The sequence below is a fragment of the Subtercola frigoramans genome (assembly GCF_016907385.1).
GTDB classification, from domain to species: Bacteria; Actinomycetota; Actinomycetes; order Actinomycetales; family Microbacteriaceae; genus Subtercola; species Subtercola frigoramans.
This window is the reverse complement of the sequence record NZ_JAFBBU010000001.1, coordinates 1,441,818-1,456,932: the sequence shown is the minus strand read 5'-3', so window position 1 is coordinate 1,456,932 and position 15,115 is coordinate 1,441,818. Positions and strand designations below refer to the sequence as shown.

Below are 15,115 nucleotides of genomic sequence, written 5' to 3'. Positions count from 1 at the left end.
TCACAGCCCGGCACGGTGAGGGCGGCGGGCGGCCTATAACGGCCGCTCGCCCAAAGCCCGGCACGGTGAGGGCGGCGGGCGGCCTATAACGGCCGCTCGCTCACAGTCCGGCACGGTGAGGGCGGCGGGCGGCCTATAACGGCCGCTCGCTCACAGCCCGGCACGGTGAGGGCGGCGGGCGGCCTATAACGGCCGCTCGCTCACAGCCCGGCACAACGCTGCGGAACTGAAGACGAGCGCCATCGACGCCGGGGTCAGAGCGCGGGGGGTGGGTCTGAGGGGTGCGGTGCGGGCGGGTCTGAGGGGTGAGGCGCCTGCGCCTGGCCCCAGGTTGCGTCGGGAGCGATGATGTTGCGCGCGCGGTTCGCCACCTCAGGGTCGGCCAGGATGGAGTAGCTGGTAGCGACGACCTGCATGGTCGACGTGAAGTCGCGTCGGCGACGGGTGATCGTGTACGACACGATTCCGAACAGCATTCCGAACCCTGCACCGATCAGGATCGCCGCGGCCACGAAGCCGAACGACGTCGCGTTCGGTGAGAAGATCACCAGCAGTAGCCCGAAGAACAGGCCCATCCACGCACCACTGAACGCGCCGGCGAGCGCGGCACGGCCGTAGCTCAGCTTGCCCGTCACATTCTCGACCGTCTTGAGGTCGCTGCCGATGATCGCCAGCTGGTTCACCGGAAAGTCCGAACGCGCGAGCACATCGACGGCCTGCTGGGCGTCTTCGTAGGTCTCGAAGGTCTGGACGATCTCGCCCCGGGGAATCCGGGGTGTGGTTCGGGGATTGCGGCCCATTCCGGGCATCTGGTTCGTCACGAGCCCATTCTTCCACGGGCATCCGGCCGCATGGGGGTGACGACCGGTGGTTCACAGCCTGTGATGGCACCACGGTTGTACCGTGAGGGGTCTCATCACGGAGGGTCTGTTCACGCAGACGGTCTAAGTTAGAAGCGTGAGTGCCACCAGAGTCTTCGTCGCCAGATTGGCCGGGTGCACCGTCTTCGACCCCGCGGGCGACCGCTTGGGCAAGGTGCGCGACGTACTGGTGGTGTACCGAAGTCCGGACACCCCGCGGCTCGTCGGACTCATCGTCGAGATTCCCGGAAAACGACGGGTCTTCGTCTCGATCGGCCGGGTCACGAGCATCGGCAGCGGCCAGATCATCACCACGGGCCTTATGAACGTGCGTCGCTTCGAGCAGCGCGGCGGCGAGGTGCGGGTCATCGCCGAGATCCTCGGGCGCAAGGTGGTCTTCACCGACGGATCGGGCGAGGCGACCATCGAAGACGTCGCCATCGAACAGTCCGGCCCCGGCGAGTGGGCCGTCTCGCAGCTCTTCCTGCGGCGCCCGAAGACGAGTGCCAGCCCGTTCGGCAAGGGCCCGACCGTCTTCGCAACCTGGGCAGAGGTCAGGGAACGCAGCCAGACGGGCCAGTCGCAATCCGCCGAGCAGCTGATTGCCACCTACGGCGACATGAAGCCGGCCGACCTCGCGAACACCCTGCTCGACCTTCCGCACCTGCGCAGGCTCGAAGTCGCCGGAGAACTGCCGGATGCCCGGCTCGCCGACGTTCTCGAAGAGATGCCCGAGAGCGACCAGGTCGAGATCATGAACCAACTCGACGACACCCGTGCGGCCGACGTGCTCGACCAGATGCAGCCGGATGATGCCGCCGACCTCATCGCGCAGCTCTCCGATGCCCGCGGCGAAGAGCTGCTGAAGCTCATGCAGCCCGAAGAGGCCGACGACGTGCGCATGCTGCTTGCCTACGCGCCCGACACGGCGGGTGGGCTGATGACGACTGAGCCGATCATCGTATCGGCCGACGCAACCGTCGCCGAAGGTCTCGCCCTCATCAGGCGACACGAGCTCGCACCCGCCCTCGGGGCCGCGATCTGCGTCACGCTGCCCCCGTACGAGCCCCCGACCGGCCGGTTCCTCGGTATGGTGCACTTCCAACGGATGCTGCGGTACCCGCCGCACGAACGCCTCGGCGCCCTGCTCGACGACGGCCTCGAGCCGGTGAAGGCACACACCTCAGCGGCCGAGGTTTCGCGCATCCTGGCCAGTTACAACCTCGTCTCGGTGCCCGTTGTCGACGAGAACCACCGGCTTGTCGGGGTGGTGACCATTGACGATGTTCTCGATTACCTGCTGCCTGACGACTGGCGAAGTCACGACGGCACGGTGATCAACGCAACACCTCTACGCGGAAGGAGAGTCGGCAATGGCTCGTAGCTCCATCACCCGGACCCCTGACGCCAGGCTCGACTCCCCCAAGGGCCTGCGCTCACGCGTGCTGCCCGGTCGCAACCGCACCAGCCGCGACCGCTTCGGCCGCTCGACAGAAGCCATCGCCCGCGGCATGGGAACCCCATGGTTCCTGATCATCCTGACCGGCTTCGTCGTGCTCTGGATCGGCTTCAACACCTACGGCCCCGACAACCTGCGGTTCGACTCTGCCGCGATCGGCTTCACTGCCCTGACGCTCATCCTGTCGCTGCAGGCGTCCTATGCAGCCCCGCTCATTCTGCTTGCCCAGAACCGGCAGGATGACCGCGACCGCGTCCAGATCGAACAGGATCGCCAGCGTGCCGAACGAAACCTCGCCGACACCGAGTATCTTGCCCGCGAGGTCGTCGCCCTGCGACTGGCGATGCAGGATATGGCGAGCAAGGACTTCATCAGGGGCGAGCTCCGCGCCCTGCTCGAGGAGCTCTCTGTCGAAGAGGGCGGGCCGGGATCGAAGCGGTCGGACAAACGCAGCGGCAAGCGCAAGCCCGGCGAATCTCGGCCGAGCAACGCACGACCGAGTGACGCACGACCGAGTGAAACCCGGGGCGCCCAACACCCGGAAGCAGAACAACCGCAAGCCGCACAGCCAGAGGCCGCACAGACTCGCACTGCAGCGACCACCAGCGATCCTCAGCCCGCCGGAGTCGAGCCCGGCAGTGCCTGAGCACTCGAGCTCAACCGGTGATTGCCCTCTCGCCGAGGGGGTGCTGCAGGCGCTCGCACGGGTGATCGATCCCGAGATCCGCAAGCCCATCACCGAACTCGACATGGTCGGTGACGTCTCGGTCGACCCCGATGGTCTGGCTTCGGTCGTCATCAAACTCACGATCACCGGATGCCCGGCGGCAACAGCGATCGAACGGGACGTTCGCACGGCCACACTGGGTGTCGCGGGCGTGACCGCCGCGAGCATCCAGGTCACCGTGATGTCGCGAGACGAGCGCTCAGCCCTGACCGAGAAGCTGCGGGGCCCCGGCGGAGCCCGACAGACGCAGTTCGGCCCTGACTCGCTCACCCGCATCTACGCCGTCACCAGCGGCAAGGGTGGCGTCGGCAAGTCGACCCTGACCGCGAACCTGGCTGTCGCCCTCGCAGCCCGCGGGCTCGCTGTGGGCATCGTCGACGCCGACGTGTACGGGTTCTCGATCCCGGGCATCCTCGGGCTCGTGCACGACGGGGTCGCGGTGAAACCGACGCGGGTCGACGACATGATCCTGCCGCCGGTCGGGTACGACGTGAAGGTCATCTCCATCGGTATGTTCGTCGACGACAACGCCGCCGTCGCGTGGCGGGGGCCGATGCTGCACCGCACCATCACGCAGTTCCTCAGCGACGTGTATTTCGGCGACCTCGACGTGCTGCTGCTCGACCTGCCGCCCGGCACCGGCGACGTCGCGATCTCGGTGGGACAGCTGCTCCCCCACGCCGAAGTGCTGGTCGTCACAACTCCCCAGCCGGCCGCCGCCGACGTGGCAGAGCGCTCGGGTGTCGTTGCCCGCCAGACCGGCCAGAAGATCGTCGGCGTCATCGAGAACATGGCGGGGCTGCCCCAGCCTGACGGCACCGTACTCGAGCTCTTCGGCTCGGGTGGAGGTCTCGAAGTCGCCCGGCGACTCTCGGAAGGGCAGGATGCTGCGGTACCCCTGCTCGCCTCGATCCCGTTGAGCGTGGCGCTCCGCAGCGGCGGTGACGCTGGTGCGCCGATCGTGCTGAGCGACCCCGCCGACCCCGCGAGCGTGGCGATCCTCGCAATCGCCGAGACGCTCGCCGCACGCCCCCGCGGCCTCGCTCGTCGCCCGCTCGGCGTCTCGCCGCGCTGACTCGCGCGCAAACGGACGAACCTCAGCCCCACCGCCGCACTATGTTCGACGGTCGGGCTGACGTTCGCCGGATTCCGACGCGGACTGTCGCTGACGCTCGGCTCATCGACCAATCGTCGGCCCTCAGTCGAACCGACGCACTATTTGCGACGGATCAGACGAGGGCCGACGATTCGTCGATCTGCCCCTCGCACAGTCAGGGGGGCACCAGCGCGCGCCGGTCAGTGGCCGGTGCCCGTGCGAGGGCGTAGACGCGTCTCCTCGACGTCGAGCATGGCCTGGGCCTCGGCGAGGATGCGCGAGGCGTAGGCGCCGCGGCTGCGTGCGTCGAGCAGTGCGGCCCGCTCGGCCTCCACCACCGCGAGCCGCAGCTCCCGGTAGACCCGGTGCGGCGTCTCGTCGGTTCCCGCCGTCAGCTCGAGCGAGCGCTCCCAGGCCGACTCGGTGCGGAGGAACGATGTCTGGCGCACACGCTCCACCACATCGGGGTCGACCGGGGATTCTTCGCCGAGGGCCCTGGCCGGATCATCCAGGACCTGAAGACCCTCGCCGCTGATCTCATCGAGAAGCCGCGCGAGTTCACGCCGGTCTTCGGCGACATCGATGCCCTGGATGCCCACCAGCCGTATCACCCACGGCAGGGTTCCGCCCTGCACCACCAGGGTCACGACGGCCACGGTGAAGGCGATGAGAATGAGCTGGTCGCGGTACGGCGTGTTCTCAGGCAGGGACTGGGCCGCAGCGAGCGTGACCACCCCGCGCATGCCCGACCAGCCGATGACCACGCCGCCACGCCAGTCGATGCCCTCGTTTCGCAACTGCTGGAGGTCTGATCGCCTCCGCGTGTACGAGCGCTCGGCGATCCTTCGTCTTCGGGCCTGGCGAGGGCCCGTCACCGGCTGGCTTCGCACGTAGTCGAGGAAGAGCCGCGAGCGGAGTGTTGTCTTCTCGGCGCGTTGGGCGCGCAATCGCAGGCCGAGAACGAGCGGGCCGGCCCACAGGAACCGCAGCAGGATCAGGGCGACTGTGGTGAGCAGGCCTATTCCGATCGACTCCCATACGCCGAGGGGCGACGACTCGTCGTTGACATTGTCGATCAGTGTGCGGATCTCGAGGCCGATCAGCAGAAAGACGCCGTTCTCGAGAAAGAACTGAACGGTGCGCCAATTGATGCGGTCGCTGATGCGGGATTGCGCAGAGAACGCGCTCGGGGCGGCATGCCCGGTGTAGAGGCCGGCGATCACCACGGCGAGAACCCCGGAGGCGCCGATGCCCTCTGCTGGCATGAATGCGGCAAACGGAACCGCGAACGAGATCGCCGTGTCGAGCACCGGGTCATTGAGTTTCGACCTGATGAACACGGTCACGAAGCCCACCACGAGCCCGATGGCGATGGCGACGACAACGGCATAGACGAAGTCGAGAACACCGGCCCAGGGGCTCGCCAGCGCCCCCACCGCCGCTGCGGTGGCCGAGCGCAGCAAGACGAGGGCGGTGGCGTCGTTCACGAGCCCCTCGCCCTCGAGCACCGTTAGGAGCCGGGGCGGCAGGCCGAGCCGCCGGCCCACCGACGTCGCAGCGACAGCATCGGGCGGACTGATGATCGCACCGAGGGCGATCGCCGCCGCCAGATTGAGATCGGGCAGCATCGTGTACAGCAGGAAACCCGTGCCGAAGGCCGTGATGACGACCAGCACCACCGACAAGCTCGTGATGGTTCCGAGGTTGCGCCGAAAATCGACGATGGGCACGCTGATGGCCGCGGCATACAGAATCGGCGGCAGCAGGCCGTTCAAAATGTACTCGTGCGGGATCTCGATCTCGGGCACACCCGGCAGGTACGAGAGGCCGACACCGACGACGACGAGGATGATCGGGGCCGCGATTCCGAGCCGCTTGGAGAACGCTGCAACCGCCACAATGACAGCCACGCCGATCACCGCGTAGATCCCCAGCTCCATCAACCAAGCTTACCGGGGAGTGCACCGGAGGCTGTCGGAGAGCGGGCCGGCCGGGTGGCGACAGAACAGACCCGTCCAGACCCGATCGGGTCGGATCGAATCAGGTCAGGTCAGGTCAGGTCGAGTCAGGTCGATTCAGAATCGAAGGGAGCAACGACGGGGGCCGCCTGGCCACCGCCACCGGCGCCCGCCGCCGCGAGGTTCTTCTCTTCGACCAGATTCTTCTGTTCCATGAGGCGTTTGTGCTGCAGGTAGGCAGGCTCAGGGCGCTTGAGGGTAACCGTCGTATCGACGTCGGTGGCCGTGCTCGGAACCGCCGTGAGCGGGTCGGAGATCAACGCTGCGCCTGCGGCTGCGGCCCCGGCTGCTGCCATGGTCGCGGAAGGCTTCGTGGGGGTGGTGCCAGCGGTCTCGGGGTCTTCAAGCAGGGCATCACGGATGATGCGGCGAGGGTCGTACTGACGGGGATCGAGCTTCTTCCACTCGACCTCGTCGAAGTCGGGGCCCATCTCCTCTTTCATGCGCGACTTGGCGTCATTCGTGAATCCGCGCAATTGGCGAACGAATTTGGCAAGCACCGAGGCGTAGTGGGGCAGGCGCTCAGGACCGATCACGAAAGCCGCAATGACTCCCACGATTATCAGTTTCTCGAAGGTCAACCCGAACATTGCACCAGACTACAGGGTTGTTCTGCCGCGGTTTCTGCGAGCCTGCCGCAAGCCCCGGGTGCATCAACCTAAACTGGGCCGCGGAGGATATGAACCCGTGTCGAAAGAGACCAACTGGAAGTACGCCGAAGACATCGTCACCGAACCGGCGGTGATCGCTTCGGCGCGGGCGCACGCCATCGAGCTCGGTGTCGAATCCGTCTCCCCTGGCATCGGAGCCCAACTCGCGGTGCTTGCCGGCACCTCTGCGGCCCAATCGATCGTCGAGATCGGAACCGGCCTCGGTGTCTCCGGGCTCTGGATGTTCGCGGGAGCCCCCGGCGCAACCCTCACCTCGATCGACACAGAGGTCGACAGGCAGCAGTCCGCCCGTGCCGCGTTCCTCGAAGCGGGCGTCGCTGTGAACCGCATCCGGCTCATAACCGGCCGGGCCCGTGACGTGCTACCCCGCATGAACGAGAATTCCTACGACCTCGTCCTCGTGGACGGCGACCCGGAGTCGGTCATCGAATACGTCGAGCACGGTCTGCGGCTTGTGCGTGTGGGCGGAACGGTGCTGGTTCCGCACGCACTCTGGCGCGACCGCGTTGCGGACCCCGTGCAGCGCGACGAGACGGTCACCGACTTCCGCACCCTCATCAACGAGCTGTCGGGGTCGACAGCCGTGATCACCGCGCTGTCGCCGATCGGCGACGGCCTGCTCCAGGTCACTAAGATCGTCGGCTAACAGAGGTTTCGATACGGTTCGCTTCGCGAACCTCCTCAACCAGCACCCCCCTACGAACAGCCCGAGAACGAGAAAGACCCCCGCCACAAACGCTGGGCGGGGGTCTTTTCGTCTGTCAGCTAGGCGGGCGCCACCACACCAGCAAGAGCGTCGTGCAGTTCGCGTGCTTCAGCGTCGTTGACGGAGACGACAAGTCGCCCACCGCCCTCGAGAGGTACCCGAACGATTATGAGGCGTCCTTCTTTAACAGCCTCCATCGGGCCGTCACCGGTCCTTGGTTTCATGGCGGCCATGCGGCATCCCCTTTCGTGGTGTCGTTCTTCTATTATCGGGCATCGGCGCCGTGGTCAAAAACTGACACTGTCTCGGCGTCAGAAGTCCGAGCATCACGGCGGAGACCAATCCGAGCCGTCCACGCCCCAGCAGATCAGGAGCCAGCCCCACTGGGCGGCGAGAAAGACGATCACCAGGGCGACTCGGTACACACGCGACTTCGGCAGCGCCATCACACCGAGCAGAGGGAAGAGAGGCATGAGCAGCCGGAACGTACTCGACTGCGGAAAGAACACGGCGAAGAGGTACACCGCGTAGGCGATCACCCAGAGTCGCAACGTGAGGTCGATGCGCCTGACCGCTTTCGTCGCCATGACCAGAGCGAACGCGACAGCCAGCAGCACGACCACGATCGCCCCGGCAGGTGCCCCCAGCCACCAGTTGCCACCCTGGAACCAGGCCGTGAACGGAATCAGTTTCGTGTATCCGATGTAGCTGGCCCGCCAGGCGAGCTCCGTGTCGGTGTAGGCCGAGAAGTAGCCCGTGCCAGCCCAGGCCACGAGAGTCCACGCGAAGCCCATGAAGGCGCTGAAGACCGTCGCTGCTCCGACGAGTACCCGCTCCTTCGTCCCGAACGGTTCCTTCGCGCGCATCCACCACCGGTACCCGAAATACAGTGCCAGGCAGAGGGCGAAGGCCAGCCCGCTCGGTCTCGTGAGCGCCATGACGAAGACGATCGGGAAGAGCATCCAGTAGTTCCGCTTGATCAGGAACCAGAGAGCCAGCATCAGCAGGAACAGCGCCATCGACTCGGCGTAGGCCACCTGGAACATCGGCGAGACGGGCGCAATGCACAGCAGAACCGTAGCGAAGAGCGCGGTGCCATGCGGCATAGTGAGCCGCATCAGTTTGTAGAAGACAAGCGCCGCTCCGAGCCCGAAGGCGAACGACACCGCAACCGAGACGTATTCCCAGGGCGCTGTGGTCAGCGTCGAGAGCCCTCGCACGACATACGGGTAACCCGGCAGAAATGCCCAGGCATTCTCGCTCACGTGGCCAGAGGTGGTGAGCGGCAACTGGCTCGGGTACGGCCAGTAGGCGATGATCTTGTACCACGTGCCGTCCCAGATCGACGCGTAGTCCCAATACGAGGGCTGGGCACCCGTCCACGGGTTCTTGCCCTGCACACTGGCGAGAACCAGCAGCATCACCGTCGTCACTGCGCGTGCTGCCAGGTAGATGCCGATGACGCTGAGCCACCACGGCGACCGCCAGCCTGCGCGGCTTTCGGTCGCCGAATGGATGCTCGCCCCCGACGCGCTCGTCTCCCCAGCTGACGCAGCCAGACCCGGGCCCTGAGCCGCCTGTGGGAGTGTGCCTACCCGGCCGACCCCGCCTCTGCCTGCGCCGTCTGCGCCGACCCCGCCTGTGCCTGCGCCGCCTCTGCCTGCGCCGCCTGTGCCGGCGTTACCTGTATCGGCGCTACCCATGCCGGGGGGTGTTGTCGGCGCTGAGCCAGGCCCGCAGGCCCCGCTCACAGTCGGTGATCTGCTCGAGAAGCACCCGCTCATCGTCGGCGTGCGCCTTCAGGGGGTCACCCGGCCCGTAGTTGACGGCCGGGATGCCGAGCGCTGAGAACCGGGCGACATCAGTCCAGCCGTACTTGGGAAACGCCACCCCGCCGACCGCTGCGAGGAAGTGTTGGGCGAGCGGAGCATCCAGACCCGGTCGTGCCCCCTCGGCCAGGTCGACCACCGTGATCTCGTAGTCGCCGAAGAGTTCGTGCATGTGGGCGATCGCCTCGTCGCCGGAGCGGTTCGGCGCGAAGCGGTAGTTGATGTGCACCATGGCCTCGTCGGGGATGATGTTGCCCGCGACTCCCCCGCTGATTCCCACCGCGTTGAGGCCCTCGCGGTAGACGAGTCCGTCGACCTCGACGTTCCGGGCCTCGTAGGCCGCGAGAGTGTTGAGGATCGGCGCAAGCTTGTGCACGGCGTTTTCGCCGACCCAACCCCGGGCCGAATGAGCGCGGAGGCCGAAGGTACGCACCTCGATGCGCAGGTTGCCGTTGCACCCGCCCTCGATCTGGCTCCGGGTCGGCTCGCCGAGGATGGCGAAATCACCGGCGAAGAGATCAGGCCTGTTCGCAGCCAGCCGGGTCAGACCATTGAGTTCTGCAGAGACCTCTTCGTGGTCGTACCACATCCAGGTGATGTCGACTGCGGGGTCGTCGAGCTCTGCCGCCAGTTTCAGCTGGACTGCAACGCCGGCTTTCATGTCGACGGTGCCCCGACCCCACAGGTAGTCGAGGCCGTCGATCGTCTCGAAACGGGTCGGCAGGTTGTTGTTCAGCGGCACGGTGTCGATGTGCCCCGCAATGACTACCCGCTGGGCACGCCCGAGGTTCGTGCGCGCGACGACCGTGTCACCGTCACGGATGATCTCCAGATGCCCAAACGGAGAAAGTACGCTCTCGATGACATCGGCGAGCGACTTCTCGTCACCCGACACGGACTCGATGTCGCAGATCTGGCGAGTCAGGTCGATCGACGAAGCCGTCAGGTCGAGAATGGCGGGGGCTGCATCGTGCGTCGGCATAGCTTGTAGTTTAGGTGCACTGTTTGTGGGTACGCGGGATGGCGTCATTCTCAGCGTGCTCGTGGGTATGCACGTCAGTGTGCACGTCAGGGTGCTCGCCCCCGGCGGGTGATCGAGCAGAACTCTCTTCTCAACTAGCCTTGGTGCATGACTTTGGAACCGACCCGTGAAACTCCGTCCTCCAGCCATGCCTGGGGCTATGGTCTCGCGACCATTGCCGGCGACGGAACCGTGCTCGACACCTGGTTTCCCACACCGAGACTGGGTCGAGCCGCCGACTCGGCAGAACCGTGGGTTGTTCCCGCCGAACTGGAGGAGGTTGCGGGCCCCGATACCAGGCGCAACGTGCGCATCGAACTGGTGACGGTCGAGATCGAGCTGAAGCGGCCTCCGCTGGGTACCTCAGACGCCTATCTGCGCCTGCACCTGCTGTCGCACCTTCTGGCCGAACCGAACTCACTCAACCTGGACGGGATCTTCGGGCACCTGCCCATCGCCGTGTGGACGAACGCCGGCCCTGTCCTGCCTTCCGACTTCGACCGCCTTCGCCCCTCGCTGCAACGACAGGGAATCGCCGCCCACGGCATCGACAAGTTCCCCCGGATGCTCGACTACGTCAGCCCCGACCGGGTACGCATCGCGGATGCCTCTCGCGTGCGACTGGGCGCCTACCTGTCGCCGGGCACCACGGTGATGCACGAGGGGTTTGTGAACTTCAACGCCGGCACCCTTGGTACATCGATGGTCGAGGGGCGCATCTCGCAGGGCGTCGTTGTCGGCGACGCATCAGACATCGGTGGAGGGGCATCCATCATGGGCACGCTCTCAGGGGGCGGCACCCAGCGTGTCTCCATCGGGCGACGGGTGCTGCTCGGCGCGAACTCCGGGATCGGGATTTCGATCGGTGACGACTCCGTCGTGGAGGCGGGCCTCTACGTCACTGCAGGCACGAAGGTTCTGCTGGTGGGAAGCGCTCCGAAGGCCGACGGAACTGTGCCATCGGTGAAAGCCGTCGAGCTCTCGGGTGTACCGAACCTGTTGTTCCGACGCAACTCGATCTCAGGCGCCGTCGAGGTGCTGTCGCGCACGGGCGCGGGGGTCACCCTGAACGAAACGCTTCATGCTTGAGGTCCTTTTCGGCCCCAACTCCCGCCGCCGACAAAGCACAGCTTCGTCGGCGCTGGCGTCGCAGCGAGCATCCACTGGATGCTCGCTTACAGCTCCAGCGCGCTCTGGGGGAAGTCTCTTTCAGGGCTGCCGATGTAGAGCTGCTGGGGCCGACCGATCTTGGTCGCCGGGTCGATCTGCATCTCCCGCCAGTGGGCGATCCAGCCGGGCAGGCGCCCGATCGCGAAGAGCACCGTGAACATGCGCGTCGGGAAGCCCATCGCCTTGTAGATCACGCCGGTGTAGAAGTCGACGTTCGGGTACAACCGCCGCGAGATGAAGTACTCGTCGGCCAGGGCGATCGCTTCGAGCTCCTTGGCGATGTCGAGCAGATCATCCTGTACGCCCAGGGCGGCAAGCACCTCGTCAGCCGCCTCCTTGACGAGTTTTGCACGAGGATCGTAGTTCTTGTAGACCCGGTGGCCGAAGCCCATGAGCCTGACGCCTGCCTCTTTGTTCTTGACCCGTTCGACGAACTTCTCGACGCCCTCACCCGAATCGCGGATCTGTGCCAGCATCGTGAGCACTGCCTCGTTCGCGCCGCCGTGAAGAGGCCCGTAGAGGGCATTGATGCCGGCCGAGATCGACGCGAAGATGTTGGCCTCGGTCGAGCCGACCAGCCGAACCGTCGACGTCGACGCATTCTGCTCGTGGTCTTCGTGCAGGATGAGAAGGCGCTCGAGCGCCTTCGACAGCACTGGGTTGATCACGTAGGGCTCGGCGTTCGTGCCGAAGTTGAGCCGCAGGAAGTTGTCGATGAAGCTCAGGCTGTTGTCGGGGTAGAGGAACGCCTGCCCGAGGCTCTTCTTGTGCGCGTAGGCCGCCATCACGGGCAACTTTGCCAGCAGGCGGATGGTCGAGATCTCGACGTGCTCGGGGTTCCGCGGGTCGAGGGAGTCCTGGTAGTACGTTGAGAGTGCCGAGATGCCCGCAGACAACACAGACATCGGGTGGGCATTGTGGGGCAGCGCGTCGAAGAAGCGCTTCAGATCTTCGTGCAGCAGGGTGTGGTGTCGGATCTTGTCGTCGAACTCCGCCAGCTCGGTCGGAGTCGGCAGTTCTCCGTAGATGAGCAGCCACGCCGTCTCGAGGTAGGTCGAGTTCTCGGCGATCTGGTCGATCGGGTACCCGCGATACCGCAGGATCCCCTTGTCACCGTCGATGTAGGTGATCGCCGACTTCGTGGCCGAGGTGTTGACAAATCCGTAGTCGAGCGTTGTCAGCCCGGTCTGCTTGGTGAGCGTCGAGATGTCCATCGATGACGCACCGTCAACACTCTGGAGAATCGGAAACTCAGCTGTGCCGCCGGGGAACGACAGGGTGGCCTTCTGGATGTCCGGGTCGATTTCGCCCATGGCGGTCCTCCTACGAGTTCACTGTCGGCATGACGATGCCGGGAGATGTGTGAGGCTCGACGATGAGCCGTCGTACCACACCCCTCAGCCTAAAGGACGCCGGGGGTAGCTTCGCGCCGAGATACTTCTGCGAGCCGCAGCACCGCCTCAGCGATCTTCGCATCCGTCGCCGTGAGCGAGAACCTGACGTGCTGCGGAAAGTGCTCGCCGTAGAACGTTCCGGGCCCTGCAACGATCCCGAGGGCGGCGAGTTCGGCGATCGTCTGCCAGGCGTCGACCCCGCCCGTCGCCCAGAGGTAGAGCCCCGCCTCGCTTCGGTCGATATGAAGGCCGTACCGTTCGAGGGCCGGTTTGAGTATCGCGCGGCGCGCACGGTACAGCTCCTTCTGGGCCGCGACGTGAGTGTCATCTCCGAGAGCGACCGTCATGGCGGCCTGCACCGGTGCCGGCGGCATCATGCCGGTCTGCTTTCGAACATTCAGGAGCCGGGCGATCAGTTCAGCGTCACCGGCGATGAACGCTGCCCTAAAGCCTGCGAGGTTCGACTGCTTGCTCAGCGAGTACACCGAGAGCACCGATGTTGCGTCTGCACCGGTCACCCGGGGGTCGAGGATGCTCGGCACGGGCTGCGCGGCCCACTCCCCCTCCCAGCCCAGTTCGGCGTAGCACTCGTCGTTGGCGATGACCGCACCGAGCTCGCGAGCGCGGGCGACGGCCTCCCGGAGTTCGGCCACACCCAGAACGTGCCCGTCGGGGTTGCCGGGCGAGTTCAACCACACGAGCTTCGTCCCGGCAGGCCATTCGGCAGGGTCATCGGAGGCGAACGCACGCGCACCGGCAACAAGGGCGCCGATCTCGTAGGTGGGGTAGGCAGCGCGAGGGTGCACGACGACGTCGCCCTCGCCGAGCCCGAGCATGAACGGCAGCCAGGCCACCAGCTCCTTCGACCCGATGGTCGGCAGCGCCTGCTCCGGCGTCAGGCCGGGTACTCCGCGCCGGCGTGCGTACCACGCAACGATCGCGTTCCGAAGCTCCGGCGTACCGGCGGTCTGGGGGTAGGCATGCGCATCGGTGGCTGCAGCCAGCGCTTCACGAATCAGCTCGGGAGTTGGATCGACCGGAGACCCGATCGACAGGTCGACGATGCCGCCAGAGTGGTTCTTCGCCTGCTCGACGTAGGGAACCATCTGGTCCCACGGGTAGTCAGGCAGGGCACGGAGGCTCATACGTGGCTCATGCTCGGCTCACGCTGGGCTCATGCTCCCTGCGGAGGAAGCACCGAGATCACCGGGTGGTCCTTGGCGATGACGCCGACTTTCGCAGCTCCACCCGGCGAACCGATGTCGTCGAAGAACTCGACGTTCGCCTTGTAGTAGTCTGCCCATTCCTCTGGCAGGTCGTCTTCGTAGTAGATCGCCTCGACGGGGCACACCGGTTCACAGGCGCCGCAGTCCACACACTCGTCGGGATGGATGTACAGCGAACGCTCGCCCTCGTAGATGCAGTCGACCGGGCACTCATCGATGCAGGCCCGGTCTTTCACGTCGACACAGGGTAAGGCAATGACATAGGTCACAGTGATGAAATCCCTTCGAAAGATCAGCTCTATTCTATTGGACGCCCGGTTCCCGAAAGACGCCCGGCACCGCCCTGCGCGGCCGTCGCCCGGCGCAGGGGCCGGCTGGGCCAGGCGAGTGTCACGAGTGCAATGATCGTCGGTGCAAAGGTCCAGATGTAGCCGGCGACGTTGGCAGGGATCAACACCGACCCGCCAGGGCTCGGCAGGGTGAGAACGGCCACCAGGGCCACCGAGCCCACAGCGCAGAGCACAGCCACCGTTCGGGTCGGCAGTATCAGACGGAGCCCGACCAGCAGCAGAGCCAGACCGACGCAGGCGAAGATCAACCCGATCGGAACGTCGAAGAGACCGAAGAAGCTGAACGTCGCCTGGTTCACGACGGTGCCGAGCATCCCGTAGACGACGCCGAGGAGCAGGCCGATCGCCCAGCTGCCCACCCGCACGACCATCGATTCGCCGACGTCCGGTTCGTCTGGGTGGGGTGCCTGGCCCAGTGCCCGGCCGTTCGCAGCCAGTGGTTCGTACGACATCACGATTACCTTTCGATCTGCCCCCAATGTAGTTCAGCAAGCTCAAGCAATTCTGCGAACGGGTACCGTAGAGGCGGCGAAGGTGCCGCGTTGCAGCCGCGACAACTTTCTCTCTTGACGACCCACGGAGACCATT

At 65.8% G+C, this 15,115-nt stretch carries 14 protein-coding genes and 1 pseudogene; 5 read left to right on the top strand and 10 right to left on the bottom strand.

The features are described 5' to 3' along the window. Positions 1-254: 254 nt before the first annotated feature. The gene (locus JOE66_RS06955; RefSeq protein ID WP_307827092.1) at positions 255-821 is read right to left on the bottom strand and encodes a YflT domain-containing protein; all 567 of its coding nucleotides are present in this window, start codon (positions 819-821) and stop codon (positions 255-257) included. Positions 822-957: 136 nt separating this feature from the next. Here JOE66_RS06955 and JOE66_RS06950 point away from each other — a divergent pair, with 136 nt between their 5' ends. The 3 genes and pseudogenes from JOE66_RS06950 (at position 958) to JOE66_RS06940 (ending at position 4,121) form a co-directional block, all read left to right on the top strand. After that, positions 958-2,244, top strand: coding sequence for a magnesium transporter MgtE N-terminal domain-containing protein (locus JOE66_RS06950; RefSeq protein ID WP_205107986.1), 1,287 nt, complete (start codon positions 958-960; stop codon positions 2,242-2,244). Beyond that, positions 2,234-2,755: pseudogene (locus tag JOE66_RS06945) on the top strand (DUF1003 domain-containing protein); the annotation flags it as partial. The gene JOE66_RS06950 and the pseudogene JOE66_RS06945, both read left to right, overlap by 11 nt. Positions 2,756-2,957: 202 nt before the next feature. Continuing rightward, positions 2,958-4,121 (top strand): Mrp/NBP35 family ATP-binding protein, encoded by a 1,164-nt coding sequence (locus tag JOE66_RS06940; protein WP_307827091.1) that lies wholly within the window; start codon positions 2,958-2,960, stop codon positions 4,119-4,121. A gap of 221 nt (positions 4,122-4,342) precedes the next feature. On the opposite strand, the gene JOE66_RS06935 is transcribed toward JOE66_RS06940, so the two are convergent. Together JOE66_RS06935 and JOE66_RS17810 are read right to left on the bottom strand one after the other, a co-directional pair. Continuing rightward, positions 4,343-6,082: a cation:proton antiporter gene (locus JOE66_RS06935; protein WP_205107982.1), complete on the bottom strand. Its 1,740-nt coding sequence runs from the start codon at positions 6,080-6,082 to the stop codon at positions 4,343-4,345. Positions 6,083-6,207: 125 nt separating this feature from the next. Further along, positions 6,208-6,750, bottom strand: a complete 543-nt coding sequence (locus JOE66_RS17810; RefSeq protein ID WP_372435481.1) for a twin-arginine translocase TatA/TatE family subunit — start codon at positions 6,748-6,750, stop codon at positions 6,208-6,210. 97 nt (positions 6,751-6,847) lie between these two features. On the opposite strand from JOE66_RS17810, the gene JOE66_RS06925 reads away from it, so the two are divergent. Further along, positions 6,848-7,477 (top strand): O-methyltransferase, encoded by a 630-nt coding sequence (locus JOE66_RS06925; RefSeq protein WP_307827090.1) that lies wholly within the window; start codon positions 6,848-6,850, stop codon positions 7,475-7,477. Between the two features lie 119 nt (positions 7,478-7,596). Here the strand turns inward: JOE66_RS06925 and JOE66_RS06920 are convergent, their stop codons facing one another. The 3 genes from JOE66_RS06920 to dapE all read right to left on the bottom strand — a co-directional run bounded on the left by JOE66_RS06920 (position 7,597) and on the right by dapE (position 10,348). Beyond that, entirely contained in the window at positions 7,597-7,770 is a 174-nt protein-coding gene (locus tag JOE66_RS06920) for a DUF3117 domain-containing protein (RefSeq protein WP_104244821.1), read from the bottom strand. A 93-nt stretch (positions 7,771-7,863) separates the two neighbouring features. Further along, entirely contained in the window at positions 7,864-9,240 is a 1,377-nt protein-coding gene (locus tag JOE66_RS06915) for a hypothetical protein (RefSeq protein WP_239518249.1), read from the bottom strand. Continuing rightward, positions 9,233-10,348, bottom strand: coding sequence for a succinyl-diaminopimelate desuccinylase (gene dapE / locus JOE66_RS06910; protein ID WP_205107978.1), 1,116 nt, complete (start codon positions 10,346-10,348; stop codon positions 9,233-9,235). Before dapE ends, JOE66_RS06915 begins: the two co-directional genes overlap by 8 nt. Positions 10,349-10,495: 147 nt before the next feature. Here dapE and dapD point away from each other — a divergent pair, with 147 nt between their 5' ends. Further along, positions 10,496-11,476, top strand: a complete 981-nt coding sequence (gene dapD / locus JOE66_RS06905) for a 2,3,4,5-tetrahydropyridine-2,6-dicarboxylate N-succinyltransferase (RefSeq protein ID WP_205107976.1) — start codon at positions 10,496-10,498, stop codon at positions 11,474-11,476. A gap of 86 nt (positions 11,477-11,562) precedes the next feature. Here the strand turns inward: dapD and JOE66_RS06900 are convergent, their stop codons facing one another. The 4 genes from JOE66_RS06900 to JOE66_RS06885 form a co-directional block, all read right to left on the bottom strand. Further along, positions 11,563-12,870, bottom strand: coding sequence for a citrate synthase (locus JOE66_RS06900; protein ID WP_205107974.1), 1,308 nt, complete (start codon positions 12,868-12,870; stop codon positions 11,563-11,565). A gap of 89 nt (positions 12,871-12,959) precedes the next feature. Then, complete coding sequence (dapC, locus tag JOE66_RS06895; protein ID WP_205107972.1) at positions 12,960-14,096, bottom strand: succinyldiaminopimelate transaminase; 1,137 nt, start codon at positions 14,094-14,096, stop codon at positions 12,960-12,962. Between the two features lie 29 nt (positions 14,097-14,125). Next, complete coding sequence (fdxA, locus tag JOE66_RS06890; protein ID WP_205107970.1) at positions 14,126-14,446, bottom strand: ferredoxin; 321 nt, start codon at positions 14,444-14,446, stop codon at positions 14,126-14,128. Between the two features lie 29 nt (positions 14,447-14,475). After that, positions 14,476-14,979: a DUF6113 family protein gene (locus tag JOE66_RS06885; protein ID WP_205107968.1), complete on the bottom strand. Its 504-nt coding sequence runs from the start codon at positions 14,977-14,979 to the stop codon at positions 14,476-14,478. Positions 14,980-15,115 lie beyond the last annotated feature (136 nt).